Raw genomic sequence first — 21,743 nt, forward strand, 5'->3', positions numbered from 1 at the left:
CCTCACATGGCCCGGTAGTCCCGAGGCGAGAACCGAGGCCCGAACCGGGGCTTCCGGAACCCGGAAGCCTCCACGTACCGAACAGCGCGGTGCCGCTGGGGGGAGTACGGAGCCAACACCTCCGCCATCCCCTCGTCGTCCAGCGGCTTCCCCAGCAGCGCCCACCCCACCGCGGCCGGGATGTGGAAGTCCCCGAAGCTGACGGCGTCGGCATCCCCCCACGACCGCTGCGCCACCTCGGCGGCCGTCCACACCCCGATACCGGGGATCAACCGCAGCAGCTTCCGCCCGGCCTCCCCGCGCAGCTCCACGGCCCGCTCCAACCGGTGCGCCACCTGAGCGGCAGCGATCAGGGCACGTCGACGGGCGCTGTCCACCCCGGCCTTGTGCCACTCCCAGTCCGGGATCCCCAGAACCGCCCGAGGCGTCGGCCCGACCATCATCCCCACCGGGACCGGGCCCGGAGCGGGCGTCCCGAACCGGCGGCACAGCTCCCGGTACGACCGCCGCGCCTCGGTCCCGGTCACCTTCTGCTCCAGCACCGAGGGCAGCAGCACGTCCCACACGCGACCGGTCGACCCCAACCGCAGCCCCGGCTTCCGCCGACGGGTCTCCGAGATCAGCGGGTGGTGCCCCTCGAACCCGGAATCGTCGTCGTCGGCCCCCAGCAGCGCGGGCAGCCCGTCCAGCAGCCACGGACCACCGTCACCCCACGCCGTCGCCTCCACGGCCGCACCGGGTCGGCGGACGTGGAGCGTGCCGGGCCCGAGCGGGGTGTTGGCGGTGAGCCACACCGCGCCCGTCGCGTCCTGCTGGTAGGTCGGGTCGCCCGCTCCGCGGCGGAGCGGGCCCAGCACCGACCCGACGTCCAGCGGGAACGGGGGCGACCAGGTCCTAGACATCGGCGGAGAAGCGCACCCCCGCCTCGGGCAGCACGACGTCGGGCCACACGCGCGCCCCGCCGACCAGTTCGCAGCGGGCGCCGATGACCGCACCGTCGCCGATCACCGCGTCCCTGAGCACCGCCCCGGCCTGCACCAGCGCTCCGGCGCCGAGCACCGACCGCTCCACCACGGCCCCCTCGCCGACCACGGCGCCGTCGAACACCACGGACCCGGCCACGACCGCGCCCGCCGAGACGGTCGCGTTCGCGCCGATGGTCGTCCCCCCGGACAGCAGGGCGTCCTCGTGGACGTCGGCGCCGCCGAGCACGATCGCCTCACCGGGCTCCGAGGGCAGCGCCGACGACGGCGCGATGCCGCGCACGAGGTCCGCCGACCCCTGGACGAACGCCGCGGGCGTCCCCAGGTCCAACCAGTAGGTGGCGTCGACGTGGCCCTGCACCCGAGCGCCGCGCTCCAGCAGACCGGGGAACGTCTCCCGCTCCACGGACACCGGACGGCCCTCCGGGATCTCCAGCACGACCTCGCGGCGGAAGACGTAGCACCCCGCGTTGATCTGGTCGGTCGGCGGGTCCTCGGTCTTCTCCAGGAACGCCGTGACGCGCCCGTCCTCGTCGGTCGGCACGCAGCCGAACCGGCGCGGGTCGTCGACCTTGACCAGGTGCAGCGTGACGTCGGCCTCGGCGGTCCTGTGCGTTTCGACGATCCCGCGCAGGTCGACGCCGGACAGGATGTCGCCGTTGAACACCATCACGTCCCGCTCGCGCAGCTTGTGGGCGACGTTGCGGATGGCGCCCGCCGTGTCCAGCGGGACCTCCTCCACCACGTACTCCAGCTCCAGCCCGAGCTTCGCGCCGTCACCGAAGTAGTCCTGGAAGACCTCGGCCTTGTACGAGGTGCCGAGCACCACGTGGGTGATGCCGACGGCCCTGATCCGCGACAGCAGGTGCTCCAGGAACGGCACCCCCGCCGTCGGCAGCATCGGCTTGGGGGCGGACAGGGTCAGGGGGCGGAGTCGGGTTCCCTTGCCACCGACCAGAACAACCGCTTCCACGCCGTGCAGCTCCGACATGCCCGTTTTTCCTCCTCCACTAACACGCAACGACCGATTCGAATACTGTGGCAGACAGCATCCGATAGACGGGCAGTGGTCCCTGGCGGGCGCGTGTCAGAAATCGGGAACGCCGGCACCCCCAGCCGGCCCTAGGCAACGCAGGAGAGATCCGAATGGACCCCCGCGACCGGGCCGACGCGCTGCTTGCCCGTGCACGAGCACGTGGCGCCCACGTCGTCACGCCGGACAACATGACGTCGCCCATGGACTCGTCGGCGACCCAGCAGATCCCGCGGACCGTGGTGAACGCGGTCGACCCGCGCGAACTGGACCCGGAGTCGACGATGGTCATCTCCGCGCAGATGGCGTCCGGCGGTCGACGACCGCAGCAGCACCAGCCCCAGCAACCCCAACAACAGCAGCAGCAGTACCAGCAACAACAGCCGCAGCAGCACCAGCAGGCGCCCCAGCAGCAGCACTACCAGCAGCAACAGCAGCCGCAGAACCAGGCCGAACCCGTGCAGCGGGTCGGGCCCGGTCCGGTGCCGACGGTCCAGCAGACGCCCAGCGGGCGGCCGAGCCTGACCCAGCGGCTCAGCGGCGACCAGCCGCCACCGCCGGGCCTGGCCCAGCGGCTCAGCGGCGACGCGTGACGAGCTTCAACCTCAGCCCGAGCCCGAGCCGGACGGCGAGCAGCACCGGGGCCCACAGCGGGCCCCGGTGGCGGTCGGCCAGGTAGCGGTAGGCGCTGCTGTGGTGCGCGGCGAGCATCCGCGCGGACGCGCCCGAGGTCGAGTGGCCGCCGATGTGGACGACCTCGGCGTCCGGCACGTACACGTTGAGCCAGCCCGCGCGGCCCACCCGGTCGCCGAGGTCGACGTCCTCGAAGTACATGAAGTAGCGCGCGTCGAAGCCGTCGACCGAGTCGAAGGCCTCGCGGCGCATGAGCAGGCACGAACCGGACAGCCAGCCCGCGGGCCGCTCGGTGATCTCGGTCTTCTCCTGCCGGTACTCGCGGGTCCACGGGTTCGCGGGCCAGACCTTGCCGAACACGGCGTGGCCGAGACCGCGGCCGAGTGACGGCAGCAGCCTCGCCGACGGGTAGACCTCGCCGGTGGTCTCGCGGATCAGCGGGCCGAACGCGCCGCCCCTCGGCCAGCGCTTCGCGGCTTCGAGGAGCTTGTCCAGCGACCCCTCCGCCCACTCGACGTCCGGGTTGGCCAGGACGACCCAGCCGACGTCGTCGGGCAGCGAGGCGACGCCGCGGTTGAGGGCGCCGCCGTAGCCGAGGTTGCCGCCCGTGGGCAGGAAGGTGACGTCGTCGCGTTCGGCGGCGGCGCGTTCCGGCTCGCCGTCCTTCGACCCGTTGTCCGCCAGCACGACGCGGACCGGCAGCGTCGTGGCCTTCGCGAGCGTGTCGAGGAAGCGGTCGAGCGTCTCACCCGGTGAGTAGGTGACGGTCACCGCCGCCAGTGCGTCGCCGTAGCGCGTGGGTTCGGTCACGCGCCACATTGTGCACCGTCGGCCGCGGTGGACGTGGTGCGCCACCGCACGCCCCCGCCGCGCGGGGACCGACCCGCCCACGGGCGAGCTCGGGCCAGGTGGGTCGTGGTGTTCTGGCCGCTGTTCACCACGACGTGCGCGATGGCGCTGGTGCCGAGCTGGTCGCCGTGGTCGCGGATCAGCCGGGTGGCGGGGTCCGGGTAGTCGTTCGCGCAACCCGCGTTGTGGTGGGCCCGGATCTCCCCGTTCCGCGGATCCGGCGCGTTGACGTAGGTGACCGCGTCCGCGAAGCCCTCCGCCCGGCCCCGGCTCCGGACCAGACGACAGGCGGGTCGTGACCGGGGGCTAGCGGCCCCGCCGGTGCACGTGGTGCGCGCGGGAGTAGGCGAGCCGGTGCCGGGCGGCGCTGGCCGACCAGGTGAAGGCCTTCGCCCTGACCTGGGCGTCGGCGGCCAGGTCGGCGCGCCGGGCCGGGTCGTCGAGGAGTCCGGCGATGCCCGCGGCGATGTCGCCCGCGCCGACGCCGCAGTACGCCACCGCGTCGCCGCCGACCTCCGGCAGGCTGAGCCGCCGGGTGGTGAGCACGGCCGCGCCGCACGCCATCGCCTCCAGCACCGGCAGGCCGAAACCCTCGCCGAGGCTCGGGTAGGCGACCAGCTCGGCGCCCCCGAGGAACCCGGCGAGCTGGTCGAACGGCAGGTAGCCCGCGCGGATCACCCTGATCCGGTGCGGCACCACGTCGAGCGCGCGCTCCACCTGGCTGTCCCAGCCCGGCTGCCCGGCGAGGATGAGCGCGGGCGGGTCGGGGCGGCCCACGCAGGCCTGGGCGAAGCCGCGGATGAGGGCGGGCACGTTCTTGCGGGGCTCCAGCGCGCCGAGGAACGCCACGTACGGCGTGTCACCGAGGCCGAGCGACCGGCGGACCACGGCCGTCTCGCCCGCCGACGGCGGGTGGAACCGATCGGTGTCCACGCCGTGCTGGGCGGTGTGCAGCGACCGGCGGTCGGCCCCGGCCACGCGCTCCAGCTCGGTCGCCGTCGCCTCGCTCGGCACGACGCACAGGGCGGCCCGCCGCAGGGACGCGCGCGTCCAGCCGCGGAAGAACCGGGCCTTCACCGAGGAGTGCAGGACGGGGTCGGTGAAGAACGTGGCGTCGTGCAGCGTCACGACCGTCGCGGCCCGGTTGGCCAGCGGCATCGTGTAGTGCGGGGAGTGCAGGACGTCCGCGCCGAGGCGCGTGACGATCCGCGGCAGCGTGGTCTGCTCCCACGTGAGGCGCGCGGTGCGGGTGGCGACCGACTCGGCCGCCACCAGGACCCGCGAGGTCGGCGCCATCCGGGTGTACAGATCGGCGTCGCGCGGCTGGCAGACGACGCTGAGCCGGGTTCCGTCCGCGGCCAGCGCGGCCACGAGCGAGTCGACGTACCGGCCGACCCCGCCCCGGTCGGAGGGAACCGCGGTGGCGTCGATCAACACGCTGGGTTCGACGATGGGCACGGGCTGAGACTAGTGCCGTCGACCAGGCGATCTACCGCGTGCCGCTCAAGTGACGCGCTGTGGATGGAGCCGGGTGTGGACCTCCCACGTCTCCCGCGCGGCCTTCTCCCAGGTGAACGCCTCCGCACGGCGCAGACCAGCGATTACCAGGCGAGCGGCGAGGGCTGGATCGTCCACAACGGACCTGATGGCCGATGTGAGCGCTCCCACATCGCCACGCGGTGTGACGACCCCCGCTCCACCGGCCACCTCCACCAGCGCGGGTGCGTCGGAGTGCACGACCGGGACGCCCGCCGCCATCGCCTCCAGCAGCGGCAGCCCGAAGCCCTCGGCCCGGCTGGGCACGACGAGCACGGCCGCGCGCCGCAGCACGTGGACCAGCTCGGCGTCCGGGAGACGGCCGAGGACCCGCACGTGCGGCGCGCGGGCGTCGACCTCGCCCCACCCGCGCGGACCGATCAGGAGGAGGGGGAGCCCCAGGCCCGCCGTCGCCTCGACCAGCGTCTCCAGGCCCTTGCGGGGCTCCAGCGTGCCGATGGCGAGCACGTACCGCTCGGGCAGCTCGACCGGCGACTCCTCCGGCCACGCCGTGACCCCGTGGCCGATCACGTGCACCGGGGCGGCGCCGGGCGCGTGGCGCGCGAGGTCGTCGGCCACGGCACGGGTGGGCACGACGATCGCGCCCGCCCTCGCCGTGGCGCGGGAGATCACCTTCCGGTGCCACGCGACCCCGCGCGCGGTCAGCGTTTCCGGGTGCGTCCACGGCACCGCGTCGTGCACCGTCACCACCACCCGGCCGCCGGGAGGGGCCAGCGGCGTCGGCGCGTGCACCGCGTCGCCACCCGGCCAGAACGGGATGCCGTGCTCCCAGGCCGCGATCAGGGCCCGGCGCGGCAGCGGCAGCACCTTCGGCCCCTCCACGCCGGGGACCACGGCCGCCTCGACGTCGCGGTGGCGGCTCACGGCACCGGTCACGGTCCACCCGGCGGGCGCGGTCGCGGCGAGCGCCGCGGCCAGCTCACGGGTGTACCGCCCGGTGCCGCCGGGGACGGGGGCGAGCAGCTGCTCGGTCAGCACAACGAGCTGGGGCACGTGCCGTACCGTCTCACGCCGTGTCCAGTCCCAGCACGGTGGTCGTGGTGACCTGGCGCGGGCGCGAGCACGTGACCGCGTGCCTCGACGCCCTCGCGGCCCAGCGGAGTCCACACCGGACACTCGTCGTGGACAACGCGTCCGACGACGGGACGGCCGAGCTGCTGGCCGCCCACCCGAGCAGGCCGGACGTCGTGCGGCTGCCCCGCAACCTCGGCTACGCGGGTGGCCTGGCGGCCGTGCTGGACCGGGTGGGCACGCCCTACGTGGCCTGGCTGAACGACGACGCGGCCCCCGACCCCCGGTGGCTGTCGTCGCTGGAGGAAGCCCTCGACGGCGACCCGCGGGTCGCCGCGGCCACCTCCTCGATGGTGCTCGCCGACGGCGCGACCCAGTCGGTCGGCGTGGCGCTGACGGCGGACGGTCACGGCGTGGACGTGGTGCTCGCGGGCCGGGAGGTGTTCGGCTTCTGCGGCGGGGCGGCGCTGCTGCGGACCGACGTCCTGCGGCGCGTGGGCGGCGTGCCCGCCGCGTTCTTCTGCTACTACGAGGACACCGACACGGCGTGGCGGCTGCGGCTGGCCGGGTACCGGGTGGTGTCCGTCGGCCCGGCGCGGGTCCGGCACCGGCACGGCGCCAGCACCCGGCCCGGCTCGGCCCCGTTCCACCGGTGGAACGAGCGCAACCGGCTGCTGATGCTGCTCCGGTGCGCCCCGGCGGCCGTCGCGCTGCGCGAGGTCGCCCGGTTCGCGGCCACCACGGCACTGCTCCCGTTCCGCTCGGCGGTGCCCGACGCGGCGAACTTCCGGGTCGGGCTGCGGCTGCGCGTCCTGGCCGAGGTGCTGCTCCGGACCCCGTCCGCGCTGGTCGCGCGCGCCGGGATCGGACGCCGGTCGACGGTCTCCCGAGGTGACGTGTGGCGCACCTGGGCGGGCCGGTAGCACCTTCGCCGCACGACACGCGCAGTGATGAGGCAGGCTTACCCCGCACAGCCGTCGTGGAGCGAGGAGAGTGATGGTGCTGCCCGTCGTATCCGTGGTCGTGGTGAACTACCGCGGCGCAGAGGACACCATCACGTGCCTGCGGGCGCTGGCGGACCTGTCCTACCCGGCGGACAAGGTCCAGGTCGTCGTCGTGGACAACGCCTCGGGCGACGGCAGCGCCGAGCGCATCCGGGCCGCCGTGCCGTCGGCGACCGTGGTCGAGTCCCCGACCAACCTGGGCTTCGCGGGCGGGTGCAACCTCGGTGTCGAGTCGGCGACCGGCTCGGTGCTCGCGTTCCTGAACAACGACGCCCGGCCGCACCCGGACTGGGTGCGCGCGGCCGTGCGGGTGCTCCAGGCCGAGCCGACGGTGGGCGCCGTGGCGAGCAAGGTGCTCGACTGGGACGGGACCGGCGTCGACTTCGTCGACGGCGGGCTGACCTGGTTCGGCATGGGCTACAAGCGGCACGCGGGCCAGCCGGACGACGGCAGCCACGACGCCCCGCGCGACGTCCTGTTCGGCACGGGCTCCGCGCTGTTCGTGCGCACCTCGGTCTACCAGGCGCTCGGCGGGTTCGACGAGCGGTTCTTCATGTTCTACGAGGACGTCGACCTCGGCTGGCGGATGAACCTGCGCGGCTGGCGGGTCCGCTACGAGCCCGCGTCGCTCGCGTTCCACAAGCACCACGCCTCGATGTCGTCGATCGACCACAGCCGCGAGCTGTACCTGCTGGAGCGCAACGCGCTCGCCGCGCTGTACAAGAACTTCTCCGACGACACGCTGGCCAGGGTGCTGCCCGCCGCGCTCGCGCTGGTGGTGCGCAGGGCGACGGCGCGCGGCGAGATCGACGCGACGCAGCTGGAGATCACCCGCAGACCCGCCGACGTGACCGAGGACGCCGCTCCCGTCCCGGTGGACCGCGAGGCGCTGGCCGGGTTCCTGGCGATCGACCAGTTCGTCGAGCTGATGCCGTCGCTGCTGGAGTCGCGCAAGGTCGAGCAGGCCGAGCGGGTCCGCAGCGACCGCGACCTGGTCCCGTTGATGCGCAAGGCGATGGAGCCCGCCTACCCGCTGCCCCGCTACCTCGCCGCGCACGACGTCCTGGTGGACGTCTTCGCCCTGGACGAGGTGTTCGGCAGGCCGCGGCGGATCCTGATCATCACCGGCGACGCGATCTCGGCGAAGATGGCGGGCCCGGCCATCCGGGCGTGGAACATGGCCGACGTGCTGGCGGACGAGCACGAGGTCAGGCTCGTCACGGTGAACCCGCTGTGCGCGCCGCCGGAGGCCCCGTTCACCGTCACCGGCTCCAAGCCGAGGGACCTCGCCCCGCACATCGGCTGGGCCGACGTGATCGTGCTCCAGGGCCACGTGCTGGAGATGGTCCCCGAGCTGAAGCGGACCGCGTCGACCAAGGTCGTCGTGTGCGACGTGTACGACCCCATGCACCTGGAGCTGCTGGAGCAGGGCAAGGACGCCACCGACGAGCAGCGGGCGCTGGACATCGTCGGCGTGACCCGCGTGCTGAACAACCAGTTGAAGCGCGGCGACTTCTTCCTCTGCGCGTCCGAGCGGCAGCGGCACTTCTGGCTCGGCCACCTCGCCGCGCTCGGCAGGCTCACGCCCACGCTCTACGACGACGACCCCACGGTCCGCTCGCTGCTGTCCGTGGTCCCGTTCGGCCTGCCGGGCAAGCCGCCGCAGCGCACGGGGCCCGCGATCAAGGACGTCGTGCCGGGCATCGCGAGCACCGACAAGGTCGTGCTCTGGGCCGGTGGCGTCTACAGCTGGTTCGACCCGCTGACCCTGATCCACGCCGTGCACCGGCTGCGGGACGACCACCCCGACCTGAAGCTGTTCTTCCTCGGCATGAAGCACCCGAACCCCGAGGTGCCGGACATGGACGTCGCGGGCCAGACCCGCGCCCTGGCCGCCCGGCTCGACCTCGTGGGCTCCTCGGTGTTCTTCAACGAGACCTGGGTGCCCTACCACGACCGGCAGAACTGGCTGCTGGACGCGGACTGCGGCGTCACCACCCACTACGAGCACGTCGAGACCACGTTCGCCTTCCGCACCAGGGTGCTGGACTACCTGTGGTCGGGGCTGCCGATCGTCACCACGGACGGCGACTCGTTCGCCGAACTCGTGGAGCGCGAGCGGCTGGGCGTCGTGGTCCGCTCCGAGGACCCGGACGAGCTGGCCCGCGCCCTGGAGAAGGTGCTCTACGACGAGGAGTTCGCCGCGGGCTGCCGCGAGCGGATCGCCGTGGTGCGCGAGCGCTTCACCTGGGAGACCGTGCTCGCCCCGCTGGTCGAGTTCTGCCGCAACCCCCGGCCCGCGGCCGACCGGCTGTCCGGCGGGGCGCCGCTCGTCCGCAACACGCCGTTGACCACGACCGCGAAGGTGCGCCGCGACGTCAAGCTCGTCCGCGAATACCTCGACCAGGGAGGACCGACGGAATTGGCGAAGCGCGCGACCGGCCGGGTCTTGAAGAAGCTGCGCGGCGGCGCACATGGGTGAAGCGCTGCGCGTGCTCCTGGACGGCACCCCGCTGCTGGGGCACCGCACCGGCATCGGCCGCTACACCTCCGCGCTGGCCGAGGAACTGGCGTCCATGCCGGACGAGGTCGACGTGCGCGCGGTCGCGTTCACCCTGCGCGGCTGGCGCGCGCTGCGCACGGTCCTGCCGCACGGCGTCCAGGCCCGCGGCCTGCCCGTGTCCGCGCGGCTGCTCCGCCAGTGCTGGCTGCGCGTCCCGTTCCCGCCGGTCGAGCTGCTGGCCGGGGTCACGGACGTCATGCACGCCACCAACTTCGTGCTGCCGCCGACGATCAGGGCAGGCGGGGTCGTGACCATCCACGACCTGGCGTTCCTGGCGTCGCCGGGTGACCTGCCGCCGTCCGACGCGCGCCTGCCGGAGCTGGTCCGCCAGTCAGCCCAGCGCGCCGACGTGGTGTGCACGCCGACCGAGGCGGTCGCCGACACGGTCGAGGAGCGCCTCGGCGTCGGGCGGGACCGGATCGTGGTCACGCCGCTGGGCGTCGACCCGGCGTGGTTCGCCTCGCGCCCCCCGAACGACGCCCTGCGCGCCCGGCTGGGCCTGCCGTCGCAGTACGTGCTGTTCGTCGGCGCGGGCGGTCCCCGCAAGGGGCTGGAGACGCTGCTGAGGGCCCACGCCAACGACACGTCACTGCCACCGCTGGTGCTGGCGGGCCCCCGTCAGTCCGGAGTGGACGGACGGGTGATCCGCACCGGCTACCTGGCCGACGTCGACCTGCGCAGCGTCGTCGCGGGCGCGTCCGCGCTGGTGCTGCCGTCGCGCGACGAGGGCTTCGGCCTGCCCGTGCTGGAAGCGCTTGCCTGCAACGTGCCGGTCGTCTGCTCCGACGTGCCCGCCCTGCGCGAGGTCGCGGGCGGCCACGCCCTGCTGACCCCGGTCGGCGACGCGGACGCGCTGGCGCACGCCCTGTTCGAAGCCGTCGAGACCCCGCCCACCCCGGTCGCGCAGGCGGCCCGCAGGACCCACGCGGCCGAGTACACGTGGCGGCGCTGCGCGGAGGCCACCCTGGTGGCGTACCACCGGGCGGCGGGCAGGTGACGGGCTGACGGCCACCCGCGCCGGTGCGGGTGGCTCGGTGGCCGGGAGGCTGACCTAGCGCCGGGGCGACTGGTCGTCCGCGTCGTCGCGCGGACCGGTGAGCGTGTTCCACGAGACCTGCCGGGACCCGGTCACGGCGGCGACGCAGCGCAGGAACCGGCGGCGGTCGCCGTCCTGGCCGCGGGTGGACGGTGCGGGGATGCGCCCGTGGTCGGACATCTGAAAAGGTTCTCCCAAGCGCGCAGCGTTATCCAGTCCTCCGGTGCGTCACCACCCCAACGGCCCAAGCCTCGGCCGTTTGCGACGGGGGTCGTTCACTGAGAGCATCCATTCCGCCTCGTCGACTAGCGAAGAGAAGGCCAACGAGATGAGCTTCAACGCCGTGTGGTCCGTCCAGGACGCCGACGAGTCCGGTGAGCAGATGACCGTGACGACCCCCGAGGAGGTCGACGCGCTGCTCGCCAGGCTGGCCGAGCCCGGCGCGGGCGCCGCGGTGATCGAGCACGAGGAGCGCGCGCTCATCCCCGACGCCGAGGGCCTGCTGGGCGCGCCCGGCGAGGTGAAGATCCCGGACCACGACGTGGCCGCCGCGGTGAGCAGCGGTTACGGGTACCTGACGTACGCGGACCCCGACCAGGACTACTCGACCCTGATCGGCGAGGAGGCGTCGCCGGTCTACGCGTCGGAGTACGTCGACTACCCGGCGGGCAGCGGGGTCCAGGTGGGGCTGCTGGCCGCGGCGCTGAAGGAGTTCCTGCTCACCGCGCAGCGGCCCGCGTGCGTGCGGTGGCAGGACGCCTAGGAGACGAGCGACGGGCGTTCCACGTCCCAGCGGGAGTTGCCGAAGGCCCGGATGCCGGAGACCAGGCGGTCCACGTCGGCCTCCGGGCGGACGACGAGCCGGACGAACTGGCCGCTCATGCCCAGCTTGTTGCCGCACTCGCGGATGAAGATCTGCTGCTTGTGCAGCAGGTAGTCGCGCAGCTCGACGCCGTCGACGTCGGGGGCGAGCTTCACCAGCAGGAAGTTCGCCTGCGACGGGTACACCTGGAGCTCGGACAGCCGGGACAGCTCCATGCCCATGCGGTAGCGGTCCATCGACAGCTTGACGAGGCTCTCGCCGTACTCGTCGAGGTGGTCGCCGAGCATGAACACGAACGCCTCGGCGAGCGAGTTGAGGTTCCACTTGGGCAGCGTGGCGGCCATGCGCTTGGCCAGCGCCGGGTTCGCGACGAGGTAGCCGAAGCGGACGCCGTGCAGGCCGAAGTTCTTGCCGAGGCTCTTGAGCACCACGACGTTCGGCCTGATCATGGCCTCGCTGACGACGGACGGGTTGCGCTCGACCTCGACGAAGTCGATGAACGACTCGTCGATGACGACCAGGTCGAGGTCGGCCAGCTCGTCCATGAACCGGATGATCTCCCGGCGGGGCAGGTAGCCGCCGTCGGGGTTGTTCGGGTTGCACAGCACCGCGACCTTCGAGCCCCTGGCGCGGATGAACTTCAGGTAGGCGTCGATGTTGAGCTCGAAGCCCTCGCTCTCCTGGAGCGGGAACATGTCGACGCGCTTGCCCGTCTCCATGGGCTGATCGGTCCACCGGCCGAACGTGGGGATCGGGATCGCCACGCTCTCCTCGACCCACAGGTGGTCGATCCAGGTGATGATCTCGGTGGAGCCGTTCGACATCGCGATCGTGGCGGGGTTCAGCCGGAGCGTCCTGGCGAGCTGACCGGCGATGGCGTCGGTGCCGCTCGGGTAGAACTTGAGGATGCCCTCCAGGTTGTTCGCCAGCGCGGCGAACATCTGCGGCGTCGGGAAGTACGGGTTGCAGGGGATGCAGAAGTCGACCATGTGCTGTGCGCCGTCCCCCAGCTTGCGGGACAGTTCGAAGAAGGACGGGCTGTGCGCGGTCTTGCCGAACACATCCGAGTCCACACCATGGCGCACGTGACCACTCCCCTGCTCGACGGCTGAAGCCGGTTACAGGTGGGCATACGTGCGGACCGTTCGGCCGGTTCACGGTGTGGTCCCGGACGGGTCCCGGCTAGGTCGCGGCCGTTCCGAGCAGGCCCGCGCCGACCGCGGCCGACAGCGCGTCCCGCCACGGGCGCAGCGGGGTGAGCCCGGCCCGCTCCCACGACGCCCCGGACAGCACCGAGTACGCCGGGCGCGGGGCCGGGCGGGGGTACTCGGTCGACGGGCACGGCCGCACGCGGGCCGGGTCGGCGCCCAGCTCCTCGAAGATGGCGCGGGTGAAGTCGTACCAGGTGGTCTCGCCGCCGCCGGTGCCGTGCAGCACGCGGCCCTGCGGTTCGCGCCTGGACGTGACGAGGTCGGCGAGTTCGACGAGCCCGGTGGCGAGGTCTCGGGTCCACGTCGGCGAGCCGCGCTGGTCGTCCACAACGGACACCGTGTCGCGGTCCTTCTCCAAGCGCGCCATGGTCTTCACGAAGTTGCCGCCCGAAGCGCCGTAGGCCCACGCGGTGCGCACGACCCAGGATCGGCGCCACGCGGCGAGGACCTTCTCCTCGCCCGCGAGCTTGGTCCGCCCGTAGGCCGAGCGCGGCCCGGTGGCGTCGGACGGCTCGTAGGGCCGGGTGGCGTCGCCGGGGAACACGTAGTCGGTGGACACGTGCAGCAGCGGCACGTCGTGCCGGGCGCACTCGACGGCGAGGAGTTCGGGGCCGAGGGCGTTCACCGCGAACGCGCGGTCCTCATCGGTCTCCGCCCGGTCGACGGCGGTGTACGCGGCGGAGTTGACGACCACGGGGCGCAGCCCGGCGTCGCGGGCGCTCGCGGCGAAGCCCGCCACGGCGTCGGCGACGCACCCGGCGTCGGTGATGTCCAGCTCGGCCGAGGAGGGCGCGTGCGCGAGCCCGTCGAGCGGGGTGGCCGCGACGAGGTCGTGGCCGAGCTGGCCGCGACCGCCGGGCACCAGGAGTGCGAGCGCCATCAGCCGTTCGCCCGAGCCTTGAGCTTCTCCCACCACGGGCGGTTGTCGCGGTACCACTTCACGGTGCTCGCGAGGCCCTCGGCGAAGTCGACCTGCGGCGCGTACCCCAGCTCGGTGCTGATCTTGGTGATGTCGACCGAGTAGCGGCGGTCGTGGCCCTTGCGGTCGGTCACCATCTCGACCGACGACCAGTCGGCGCCCATCGCGTCCAGCAGCAGCTCGGTCAGCTCGCGGTTCGTCAGCTCGGTGCCGCCGCCGATGTTGTAGACCTCACCGGGACGACCGGCCTCGGCGACGAGCTGGATGCCGCGGCAGTGATCGGCCACGTGCAGCCAGTCACGGACGTTGAGGCCGTCGCCGTAGAGCGGCACCTTCCCGCCGTCCATCAGGTTCGTGACGAACAGCGGCAGCACCTTCTCCGGGAACTGGTACGGACCGTAGTTGTTCGAACACCGGGTGATGCAGACCGGCAGTCCGTGCGTGCGGTGGAACGCCCGCACCAGCAGGTCCGAGGACGCCTTGGAGGCGGAGTACGGCGAATTCGGCTCCAGCGGGTGGGTCTCGGGCCAGGAGCCCTCGTCGATGGACCCGTAGACCTCGTCGGTGGAGACGTGGACGAACTTGCCGACACCGGCGTCCAGCGCGCCCTGCAACAGGGTCTGGGTGCCGAGCACGTTGGTGAGCACGAAGTCCGCGGACCCGGTGATCGAACGGTCCACATGCGACTCGGCGGCGAAGTGCACGACGACGTCGACGCCCCGCACGACCTCACCGACGGTGGCGGGGTCGCAGATGTCGCCCTGGACGAACCGGTAGCGGGGGCTGTCGGCGACGGGCGCGAGGTTGTCCTCGTTGCCCGCGTAGGTCAGCTTGTCGAGCACCACGACCTCGGCGTCGGAGAAGGCGGGGTACGACCCGCCCACGACCTCCCGGACGTAGTGGGAGCCGATGAAACCGGCCCCGCCTGTTACCAGAACGCGCATGTCCAAGTCCTTTACACCCGTGTAACCGCCGCAGTGAGTCACCTAGTAAAGCGTGCAACCCACCAGGTTGTTACAGCGTCTCCCGTATAAGAGGAACTACCAGCGCTCATGGCACCTGGCCCACTAATCTTTGCTGAGAGCACCACGCACGGGGGAGGCACCACTCGTGGAGGGCAGACCGCCACTGGCGAGCGAGCAACCAGGACCTATTCGGGTCGAAGCGAACGCCGCACGCCGGCGTTCGACCACGCTCCGAGCACTTCTCATCACGGGGCGTTCCTTCCTGGCACTGCTGTCCGCCGCTGTGATGGTGGTCACCTGGTACGGCTGGAACTTCCTGCGCAACCTGGACCAGGGCACGACGACGACCGACGTGATCTCCGCCCAGATGGGCGAGGAGCCGGGCGGCGTCGGGCGCAAGCCGCTGGACGGCGCGGTCGACATCCTGCTGGTCGGCATCGACAGCCGCGTCGACATGCAGGGCAACCCGCTGGCGCCCGAGGTGCTCGACCTCCTCAGCGGTGGCGTCGCCGACGGCGAGATGAACACCGACACGATGATCCTGGTGCACATCCCGGTCGACGGCACCCGCGCGCGGGCGTTCTCGTTCCCGCGCGACTCCTACGTCGAGATCGCGGACGGCTTCGGCAAGCACAAGCTGAACTCCGCGTTCGCCCGGCAGAAGAACACCGTCGCGGAGGAGCTCGCCGCGCAGGGCGCGGACCAGGCCAAGATCAACGTCGAGTCCACGACCGCGGGCCGCAAGACGCTCATCAAGACCATCGAGAACCTCACCGGCGGCGCCGTCACCATCGACCGGTACGCCGAGGTGAACCTGGCGAGCTTCTACGAGGTCACCAAGGCCATCGGCGGCGTCGAGGTCTGCGTGAACCAGGCCACCAGCGACTACAAGTCCGGCGCGAACTTCGTCGCGGGCCCGCAGACGATCGAGGGCGCGCTGGCGCTGTCGTTCGTGCGGCAGCGCGAGGGCCTGCCCGGCGGCGACCTCGACCGCATCGCCCGGCAGCAGGCGTTCATCGGCGCGCTGGCGAAGAAGGTCCTGTCGACCGGCATGCTCACCGACATCGACCAGCTCGACGCGCTCGTCGCTGCCGTGCAGAAGTCCGTGGTGCTGAGCGCGGGCTGGGACATCACGACGTTCGCCGAGCAGATGCAGGGCCTGGTGAGCGGCAACATCGAGTTCCGCACGATCCCGGTCGGCGACACCATGGACACCTACGGTGACGGCAACGTGCTCCAGGTCGACCCGGTGAAGGTGAAGAACTTCATCAAGAACCTGGCGGGCGACGAGAGCTCGGCGCCCAGCACCTCGGCGTCGAACACCCCGGTCACCCCGAACGACAGGGTGACCGTGCAGGTGTACAACGCGTCGGGGATCGCGAAGCTCGCGGCGACCGTGCTGGAGACGTTGGTGGGCAAGGGTTATCAGCGCGGCCAGGCGCTCTCGGCCCCGACGTTCCTCGACTCGACGGTGATCCGCTACGCGCCCGGCGACAAGGCCGTCGCGGAGAAGCTCTCGAAGGAGTTCGGCGGCGCGACCGTCGAGGAGGACGATTCGCTGACCAGGAACCAGGTCTCGATCTACGTCGGCGCGGACTACAACCCCGTCGAGGACCGGTCGGACCCCGCGGGCACGCCCGGCACGTCGGTCCCCGGCTCGCCGACCTCCTCGGCCCCTCCCGCCATCACCGCCGGTGGGCTCGCCTGCGTGAACTGAGCCTCTGCTCGGCGACGTGAACTGAGCCTCTGTTCGGTGAAGAAGTCCACGTGAGGGGTCATCCGCTGGTTAGCCTTGACGTTCACCCCTGTCACGACCGAGGAGGACGTCTTGAGGTCTGCCCTGACCGTGACGGTGCGCGTGCTGATCGCCCTGCTGTCGGCGACCGTGCTCGCGGGCTCGGGGTACGGCTGGGCCACCTTGAAGCGGGTGCAGGAGAGCGTCAACACCACCGACGTGCTCGCCGACCTCTCGACCGTGCCGAACTCCCCGCCGGTGCTGGACGGCGCGACGGACATCCTGCTCGTCGGCAGCGACAGCCGCACCGACGCGCAGGGGAACCCGCTGCCCGCCGACGTGCTGCGCCAGTTGCGCACGGAGGCGTCCGACGGCCTGAACACCGACACGATCATCGTGCTGCGCGTCCCCCACGACGGCGGGAAGGCCACGGCCATCTCGATCCCGCGCGACACCTACGTGCCGATCCCCGGCGTCGGCGAGGACAAGATCAACGGGGCGTACGGCCTGACGAAGTACGCCACCGTGCGGCGGCTGGAGAACGAGGGCGTCGGCGACCGGTCCGAGCGCGAGAAGCAGGGCGACCAGGCCGGTCGGCGCGCGCTCATCCAGGTCGTGCAGGAGCTGACCGGGATCCGCGTCGACCACTACGCGGAGATCAACCTCTACGGCTTCTACCTGCTCACCCAGGTCATCGGCGGCGTCGAGGTGTGCCTGAACGCGGGCACCAGCGACCCGGCGTCCGGCGCGAACTTCAGGGCGGGCCGTCAGCGGGTCAACGGGGGCGACGCGCTGGCGTTCGTGCGGCAGCGCAACCTGCCCGGCGGCGACCTCGGGCGGATCCGGCGGCAGCAGGTGTTCCTGTCCGCCGCCGTCTCGGAGCTGCTGTCCGCGGGCACGTTCACCGACCAGGCCAAGCTCACCGGGCTGCTGGACGCGGTCACCAAGTCGATCGTGGTGGACGAGGGGCTCGACCTCGTCACGCTCGCCCAGCAGGCCAGGGGCGTCGCGGGCGGGGCCGTCGAGTTCGCCACCATCCCGGTGGTCGACGTCAACGCCGTGAGCGACAAGGGCCAGAGCATCGTGCGGGTCGACGTGGCCGCCGTGAAGGCCTTCGTCGGGCAGCTGCTCGGCTCCACGCTGGTGCCCGGCACACCGAGCACGACGCCGAGCACGCCCCCGAGCCCGACGCAGCGGATGGCGGGTGGCAAGGTGGTCGGTCTGGACGGCGCGCACCGCGTCGTCCAGCCGGAAGTGCCTTGCGTCGACTAGGAGATGCACCACTGTGAGCGTCACCGAAGCTCTGTTCGCGCCGCTGCTGGCCGCCGGGCCTGGGCGACCGCTGATCACCCACTACGACGACGCGGACGGCTCGCGGGTCGAGCTGTCGCGCGCGACCATCGCCAACTGGGCCGCCAAGACGGCGAACTGGCTGCGCGACGAGCACGACGTCGAGCCCGGTGACCGGGTCGCCGTGCTGCTGCCCGCGCACTGGCAGACCGCGGGCGTGCTGCTCGGGGCCTGGTGGTGCGGCGCGACCGTGACCGACGACCCGAACGGCGCCAAGGTCGCGTTCGTCGCGCCCGGCGGCACCGCTCCGGGCGCCGACGTGGTCGCCGTCGCCTCGCTGCACCCGATGGGCCTCGGCCTGCGCGGCCAGGAGCTGGGCGGCGCGGTCGACTTCCTCGACGACGTCCGCGTGTACGGCGACGACTTCACGCCCTACGCGCCGACGCCCGGCACCACACCCGCCCTCGGTGCGTCCACCGTGGACGACATCGTCGCCGAAGCCCGCAGCCGCGCGGAGATGCTGGGCATCGGCCTCGACACCCGCGTGCTGTCCACTGTGGAGTGGGACCAGCCGGACGGGTTGCTCAACGGTCTGCTCGCCGTGCTCGCGGGCGGCGCTTCCCTGGTGCAGTGCAGCAACCTGAACGCGGACCTGCTGCCCGCCAGGCGGATCAGCGAGAAGACCACCGTGGAACTGGGCGGCGCGGCCTAGGCTCCACGTCGTTTTCCCGCCGGACAAAGGGGTTCGGCTCGGTCAGGCTGAGGTCATGAACGAGATCGAGGGCAAGGTCGCACTGGTCACCGGCGGCAGCCGAGGCATCGGCGCCGCGGTGGCCGTGCGGTTGGCGCGGCAGGGCGCCGACGTGGTGCTCACCTACGAGACCGACAAGGACAGCGCCGCCGCCGTGGTCGGCCGCATCGAGGCCGCGGGCCGCCGCGGACTGGCCGTGCGGACGGACAGCGGCGACGTCGACGCCGTGACGGGCGTGGTGGAGCGGACGGTCGAGGAGTTCGGCCGGATCGACGTCCTCGTCAACAACGCGGCCGTGTTCATCTTCGGCCCGGTGGAGGACATGGGGCCCGAGGAGTTCGACCGCACGGTGGCGGTGAACGTGCGGGCGCCGTTCGTGGCGGCGCGGGCTGCCGCGGCGCACATGCGGGACGGCGGGCGGATCATCAGCATCGGCAGCAACATGGCCGAGCGGGCGGCGTTCCCCGGCTTCAGCCTGTACGCCATGAGCAAGACGGCGCTCGTCGGGCTGACCAAGGGCCTGGCGCGGGAACTGGGGCCGAGGGGCATCACGGTGAACCTCGTCCACCCCGGCCCGACCGACACCGCCGCGAACCCGGCCGACGGCCCGATGGCCGACGAGATCCGGAGCTTCACGGCGCTGGGCCACTACGCCACGGCGGACGACATCGCCGCCACCATCGCCCACCTGGCCGGGCCGGACTCCCGGTACACGACCGGCGCGGTGATCAACGTGGACGGCGGTTTCGCGGCCTAGTGCGCTGACCCCCACCGGGTTTCGCCCTGAACCGCGCGAAACCCGGTGAGGAGCGCGGCCACCGCGCTAGTCGTGCTGCCGCTTGGCGTACCCGCGCGTCACGACGATGAGCACCGCGACCACGAGCACGGTCAGCAGCGGTGAACCGACCACCATCACGTCGACCGGCAGCGTGTACGCCAGCGGCACCCGCACCGCGGCGTCGAACAGCAGACCCGCGCCCCACAGGAGCGTGGCGAAGCGGACCGTGCGCCGCACCGCGGGCGACTCGCGGTACCGCTCCTCGACGGCGGGCGCGGTCTTCGCCACGAACGCCAGCAGCAGCGGTCTGCGGGCGAGCAGCGACCCGAGGAACACCAGGCCCAGCACGAGGCTGATCAGCGAGTCCTTGGCGATCACGAACCGCGCGTCGCCCGTGAGGAACAGGGTCAGCAGCCCGAGGGCGAACAGCCCGAGCACGAGCGCCGCGACCCCGTCGACCCGACGGCTCCGCACGACCCCGACCAGCAGCAGGAGGCCGGACACCGCCCCGCCCGCGGCCAGCGCGACCCAGTCGTCGACGCCGAGGTGGCGCAGCAGGTAGTAGCCGCCGAGGGGCAGGGCGAGGTCGGTCAGGAGGGTCGGCAGCAGCGACCTGATCCGGCTGTCCATGGGCCTGGACGGTAGCCGTGGGGGCGTCGAGGGCCCCCACGGCGTCGTCTCAGGCGGGGACCGGCTCCCGCGTGCGGGACTTCCGGAGGACCTCGTCCACGGAGTACGCGCCGCCGTTGAACCCGAGCGCCAGCGCGGCCACCGCGAGCACCAGCACCAGCTGGTAGCCGTTGGGCGCCAGCATCCCGTGCTCCAGGTGCACCAGCACCAGCGCGCCCGCCATGTTCAGCGCCAGCAGCGAGCCCGCCACCGGCAGGGCCGCGCCGACCAGCAGCATCGCCCCGCCCACCAGCTCCACGACCGCCGCGAACCAGGCGGACGCCGTGGCGGCGGGGATGCCCATCTGCACGAACGACGCGGCCGTGCCGTCCATGCCGTACTCGAAGAACTTCTGCCAGCCGTGCGCGATGAACACCGCACCAACGCCCAGTCGCCCGATCAGTGCAGCCAAGTCCCGCACGCGCTCCATGCTCACTCTTCCCGTTGTTCGTTCGGATTTGAACGAGACTCTAGGGAATCCGAACACCGTTTCGAGTGGATCAGAGCTGTCGAAACGCTGTCAGAATTGGGCAAGCGTTTGCGCGCCGGGCAGAATTCGCCAGGCGGTGACGCTGCTCACCACCGGCCTGTCGGCGGCCGTGGCCCCACGCCCGCCGACGGACCGGACGTGGTCAGCCTTCAAGGAGCCTGTCGGCGATGGCCACGATCTCGTTGCCGTAGTTCGGCGAGGGCGCCCACTTCCCGCCCAGCTCCTCGAACTCCTCGACGCGGTACCTGCCCACCACGAACACCAGGCGGGGATCCACGACCAGGTGGCCCTCGACCAGGGCACCGGTGTAGGCGCGCAGGTGCTGGGCGTGCGCTTCGGCACCCACGGCCCAGTTCGCGAACATCGCGTGCGCGAGCGGGTTGTCGCCGTCGGTGACGCCCGGCACGACGTTGGGATGACGGATCTTGATGCCCGCCGTGTTGTAGAACTCCGGCCGCACCTTGCCGGTGAACGCACCGCCCGCGGTCTCCTTCAGGGACTGGGCGATCATCCCCACCGGGTCGACGGCGTACTTCACGGCGGCGGCCCAGAGCGCCGGGGCCATGCTCGTGACGAACAGGCCGTTCGCGCCCGCCGAGGGAAGTCGGGCTTGGATGGAATCGAGGGTGACGCCTACCGGGGGTGGGCCGAGGATGCGCATCGGAACTCCTCTCCTAGTCTGCGGAGCCTCCGATTCTCCTCCTGCACGCGGACCGGGAGACGCCGAAGGGCGTGACCCGGTGGGAGTCACGCCCTTCGACCCGGCAACCTCAGCCCTTCAGCAGCGCCCGCGACATCACGACGCGCTGGATCTGGTTGGTGCCCTCGTAGATCTGGGTGATCTTCGCGTCGCGCATCATCCGCTCGAGCGGGAAGTCGCGGGTGTAGCCGGCGCCGCCGAGCAGCTGGACCGCGTCGGTGGTCACCTGCATCGCGACGTCGGAGGCGTAGCACTTCGCGGCCGCCCCGAAGAACGGCAGGTCGGGGTCGCCCCGCTCGCTGCGCGCGGCCGCCGCGTACACGAGCTGGCGGGCCGCCTCCAGCGTCATCGCCATGTCGGCGAGCATGAACTGCACGCCCTGGAACTCCGCCACGGCCCGGCCGAACTGGCGGCGCTCCGCGACGTAGGCGAGCGCATGGTCCAGCGCCCCCTGGGCGATCCCGACGGCCTGGGCGCCGATGGTCACCCGGGTGTGGTCGAGGGTCCGCAGCGCAGTGCGCAGGCCGGTCCCGACCTCGCCGACGAGCCGGTCCCCCGGGATGCGGCAGCGGTCGAAGTGCAGCTCGCGGGTCGGCGACCCCTTGATCCCGAGCTTGTGCTCCGGCTCGCCGAAGGTGAACCCCTCGTCGCCGTCCTCGACGACGAACGCCGAGACGTTGCGGCCCCGCTCGCCGTCCGGGTCGGTCACCGCCATCACCGTGTAGAAGCGGCTGACGCCGGCG

Annotated in this window: 22 protein-coding genes; 9 read left to right on the plus strand and 13 right to left on the minus strand. The window is 72.2% G+C overall.

The window, feature by feature from the left end:
• Window positions 1-2: 2 nt before the first annotated feature.
• Both AC156L_RS40380 and manB read right to left on the minus strand, forming a co-directional pair.
• On the minus strand, window positions 3-902 hold the full coding sequence (locus AC156L_RS40380; RefSeq protein WP_330879237.1) for a DNA-3-methyladenine glycosylase family protein: 900 nt from the start codon (window positions 900-902) through the stop codon (window positions 3-5).
• On the minus strand, window positions 895-1,974 hold the full coding sequence (manB, locus tag AC156L_RS40385; RefSeq protein WP_330879236.1) for a mannose-1-phosphate guanylyltransferase: 1,080 nt from the start codon (window positions 1,972-1,974) through the stop codon (window positions 895-897). Before manB ends, AC156L_RS40380 begins: the two co-directional genes overlap by 8 nt.
• A gap of 155 nt (window positions 1,975-2,129) precedes the next feature.
• Between manB and AC156L_RS40390 the strand changes: the two genes are divergently transcribed.
• Window positions 2,130-2,609 (plus strand): hypothetical protein, encoded by a 480-nt coding sequence (locus AC156L_RS40390; RefSeq protein ID WP_330879235.1) that lies wholly within the window; start codon window positions 2,130-2,132, stop codon window positions 2,607-2,609.
• On the opposite strand, the gene AC156L_RS40395 is transcribed toward AC156L_RS40390, so the two are convergent.
• From AC156L_RS40395 to AC156L_RS40405, 3 genes are all read right to left on the minus strand, one after another.
• The gene (locus AC156L_RS40395) at window positions 2,593-3,459 is read right to left on the minus strand and encodes a glycosyltransferase family 2 protein (RefSeq protein WP_484407795.1); all 867 of its coding nucleotides are present in this window, start codon (window positions 3,457-3,459) and stop codon (window positions 2,593-2,595) included. The genes AC156L_RS40390 and AC156L_RS40395 overlap by 17 nt on opposite strands.
• Window positions 3,460-3,804: 345 nt before the next feature.
• On the minus strand, window positions 3,805-4,935 hold the full coding sequence (locus AC156L_RS40400; RefSeq protein ID WP_330879256.1) for a glycosyltransferase family 4 protein: 1,131 nt from the start codon (window positions 4,933-4,935) through the stop codon (window positions 3,805-3,807).
• Window positions 4,936-5,001: 66 nt separating this feature from the next.
• Window positions 5,002-6,048, minus strand: coding sequence for a glycosyltransferase family 4 protein (locus tag AC156L_RS40405; RefSeq protein ID WP_330879233.1), 1,047 nt, complete (start codon window positions 6,046-6,048; stop codon window positions 5,002-5,004).
• Between the two features lie 20 nt (window positions 6,049-6,068).
• Here AC156L_RS40405 and AC156L_RS40410 point away from each other — a divergent pair, with 20 nt between their 5' ends.
• The 3 genes from AC156L_RS40410 to AC156L_RS40420 all read left to right on the plus strand — a co-directional run bounded on the left by AC156L_RS40410 (window position 6,069) and on the right by AC156L_RS40420 (window position 10,630).
• Window positions 6,069-6,989 (plus strand): glycosyltransferase family 2 protein, encoded by a 921-nt coding sequence (locus AC156L_RS40410; RefSeq protein WP_330879232.1) that lies wholly within the window; start codon window positions 6,069-6,071, stop codon window positions 6,987-6,989.
• Between the two features lie 76 nt (window positions 6,990-7,065).
• Window positions 7,066-9,552, plus strand: coding sequence for a glycosyltransferase (locus tag AC156L_RS40415; RefSeq protein ID WP_330879231.1), 2,487 nt, complete (start codon window positions 7,066-7,068; stop codon window positions 9,550-9,552).
• Window positions 9,545-10,630, plus strand: coding sequence for a glycosyltransferase family 4 protein (locus AC156L_RS40420; protein WP_330879230.1), 1,086 nt, complete (start codon window positions 9,545-9,547; stop codon window positions 10,628-10,630). Before AC156L_RS40415 ends, AC156L_RS40420 begins: the two co-directional genes overlap by 8 nt.
• A 54-nt stretch (window positions 10,631-10,684) precedes the next feature.
• Here the strand turns inward: AC156L_RS40420 and AC156L_RS40425 are convergent, their stop codons facing one another.
• On the minus strand, window positions 10,685-10,849 hold the full coding sequence (locus tag AC156L_RS40425; RefSeq protein WP_330879229.1) for a hypothetical protein: 165 nt from the start codon (window positions 10,847-10,849) through the stop codon (window positions 10,685-10,687).
• A gap of 148 nt (window positions 10,850-10,997) precedes the next feature.
• On the opposite strand from AC156L_RS40425, the gene AC156L_RS40430 reads away from it, so the two are divergent.
• Window positions 10,998-11,432, plus strand: a complete 435-nt coding sequence (locus tag AC156L_RS40430) for an Imm1 family immunity protein (protein ID WP_330879228.1) — start codon at window positions 10,998-11,000, stop codon at window positions 11,430-11,432.
• Here AC156L_RS40430 and AC156L_RS40435 read toward each other — a convergent pair.
• The 3 genes from AC156L_RS40435 to rfbB form a co-directional block, all read right to left on the minus strand.
• Window positions 11,429-12,577 (minus strand): pyridoxal phosphate-dependent aminotransferase, encoded by a 1,149-nt coding sequence (locus tag AC156L_RS40435; RefSeq protein WP_330879227.1) that lies wholly within the window; start codon window positions 12,575-12,577, stop codon window positions 11,429-11,431. The two genes, AC156L_RS40430 and AC156L_RS40435, sit on opposite strands and share 4 nt — an antisense overlap.
• Before the next feature lie 97 nt (window positions 12,578-12,674).
• On the minus strand, window positions 12,675-13,583 hold the full coding sequence (gene rfbD / locus AC156L_RS40440) for a dTDP-4-dehydrorhamnose reductase (protein WP_330879226.1): 909 nt from the start codon (window positions 13,581-13,583) through the stop codon (window positions 12,675-12,677).
• The gene (rfbB, locus tag AC156L_RS40445) at window positions 13,583-14,566 is read right to left on the minus strand and encodes a dTDP-glucose 4,6-dehydratase (RefSeq protein ID WP_330879225.1); all 984 of its coding nucleotides are present in this window, start codon (window positions 14,564-14,566) and stop codon (window positions 13,583-13,585) included. Before rfbB ends, rfbD begins: the two co-directional genes overlap by 1 nt.
• Before the next feature lie 307 nt (window positions 14,567-14,873).
• Here rfbB and AC156L_RS40450 point away from each other — a divergent pair, with 307 nt between their 5' ends.
• From AC156L_RS40450 to AC156L_RS40465, 4 genes are all read left to right on the plus strand, one after another.
• The gene (locus AC156L_RS40450) at window positions 14,874-16,304 is read left to right on the plus strand and encodes an LCP family protein (protein WP_330879224.1); all 1,431 of its coding nucleotides are present in this window, start codon (window positions 14,874-14,876) and stop codon (window positions 16,302-16,304) included.
• Between the two features lie 111 nt (window positions 16,305-16,415).
• A complete protein-coding gene (locus tag AC156L_RS40455) occupies window positions 16,416-17,594 on the plus strand; it encodes an LCP family protein (RefSeq protein ID WP_330879223.1) in 1,179 nt (392 codons plus the stop codon).
• 13 nt (window positions 17,595-17,607) lie between these two features.
• A complete protein-coding gene (locus AC156L_RS40460) occupies window positions 17,608-18,324 on the plus strand; it encodes a TIGR03089 family protein (RefSeq protein WP_330879222.1) in 717 nt (238 codons plus the stop codon).
• Between the two features lie 55 nt (window positions 18,325-18,379).
• Window positions 18,380-19,120 carry an SDR family NAD(P)-dependent oxidoreductase gene (locus tag AC156L_RS40465; RefSeq protein ID WP_330879221.1) on the plus strand — a complete coding sequence of 247 codons (741 nt, stop codon included), beginning with the start codon at window positions 18,380-18,382 and terminating at the stop codon, window positions 19,118-19,120.
• A 66-nt stretch (window positions 19,121-19,186) separates the two neighbouring features.
• On the opposite strand, the gene AC156L_RS40470 is transcribed toward AC156L_RS40465, so the two are convergent.
• The 4 genes from AC156L_RS40470 to AC156L_RS40485 form a co-directional block, all read right to left on the minus strand.
• The gene (locus AC156L_RS40470) at window positions 19,187-19,771 is read right to left on the minus strand and encodes a VC0807 family protein (protein WP_330879220.1); all 585 of its coding nucleotides are present in this window, start codon (window positions 19,769-19,771) and stop codon (window positions 19,187-19,189) included.
• Between the two features lie 49 nt (window positions 19,772-19,820).
• On the minus strand, window positions 19,821-20,240 hold the full coding sequence (locus AC156L_RS40475; RefSeq protein WP_330879219.1) for a DoxX family protein: 420 nt from the start codon (window positions 20,238-20,240) through the stop codon (window positions 19,821-19,823).
• 202 nt (window positions 20,241-20,442) lie between these two features.
• The gene (locus tag AC156L_RS40480) at window positions 20,443-20,961 is read right to left on the minus strand and encodes a glucosaminidase domain-containing protein (RefSeq protein ID WP_330879218.1); all 519 of its coding nucleotides are present in this window, start codon (window positions 20,959-20,961) and stop codon (window positions 20,443-20,445) included.
• 109 nt (window positions 20,962-21,070) lie between these two features.
• A partial coding sequence (locus tag AC156L_RS40485) for an acyl-CoA dehydrogenase family protein (protein ID WP_484407799.1) occupies window positions 21,071-21,743 on the minus strand: 673 nt, incomplete at its 5' end.

Source organism: Umezawaea sp. (assembly GCF_057122925.1).

Bases quoted from the DNA above. Each gene is read 5' to 3' on its own strand.
- AC156L_RS40430 (WP_330879228.1), top strand. From the start codon at position 10,998: ATGAGCTTCAACGCCGTGTGGTCCGTCCAGGACGCCGACGAGTCCGGT.
- AC156L_RS40420 (WP_330879230.1), top strand. From the start codon at position 9,545: ATGGGTGAAGCGCTGCGCGTGCTCCTGGACGGCACCCCGCTGCTGGGG.
- AC156L_RS40390 (WP_330879235.1), top strand. From the start codon at position 2,130: ATGGACCCCCGCGACCGGGCCGACGCGCTGCTTGCCCGTGCACGAGCA.
- AC156L_RS40470 (WP_330879220.1), bottom strand. From the start codon at position 19,771: ATGGACAGCCGGATCAGGTCGCTGCTGCCGACCCTCCTGACCGACCTC.
- AC156L_RS40480 (WP_330879218.1), bottom strand. From the start codon at position 20,961: ATGCGCATCCTCGGCCCACCCCCGGTAGGCGTCACCCTCGATTCCATC.
- AC156L_RS40425 (WP_330879229.1), bottom strand. From the start codon at position 10,849: ATGTCCGACCACGGGCGCATCCCCGCACCGTCCACCCGCGGCCAGGAC.
- AC156L_RS40465 (WP_330879221.1), top strand. From the start codon at position 18,380: ATGAACGAGATCGAGGGCAAGGTCGCACTGGTCACCGGCGGCAGCCGA.
- AC156L_RS40450 (WP_330879224.1), top strand. From the start codon at position 14,874: ATGGTGGTCACCTGGTACGGCTGGAACTTCCTGCGCAACCTGGACCAG.
- AC156L_RS40475 (WP_330879219.1), bottom strand. From the start codon at position 20,240: ATGGAGCGCGTGCGGGACTTGGCTGCACTGATCGGGCGACTGGGCGTT.
- manB (WP_330879236.1), bottom strand. From the start codon at position 1,974: ATGTCGGAGCTGCACGGCGTGGAAGCGGTTGTTCTGGTCGGTGGCAAG.
- AC156L_RS40380 (WP_330879237.1), bottom strand. From the start codon at position 902: ATGTCTAGGACCTGGTCGCCCCCGTTCCCGCTGGACGTCGGGTCGGTG.
- rfbD (WP_330879226.1), bottom strand. From the start codon at position 13,583: ATGGCGCTCGCACTCCTGGTGCCCGGCGGTCGCGGCCAGCTCGGCCAC.
- rfbB (WP_330879225.1), bottom strand. From the start codon at position 14,566: ATGCGCGTTCTGGTAACAGGCGGGGCCGGTTTCATCGGCTCCCACTAC.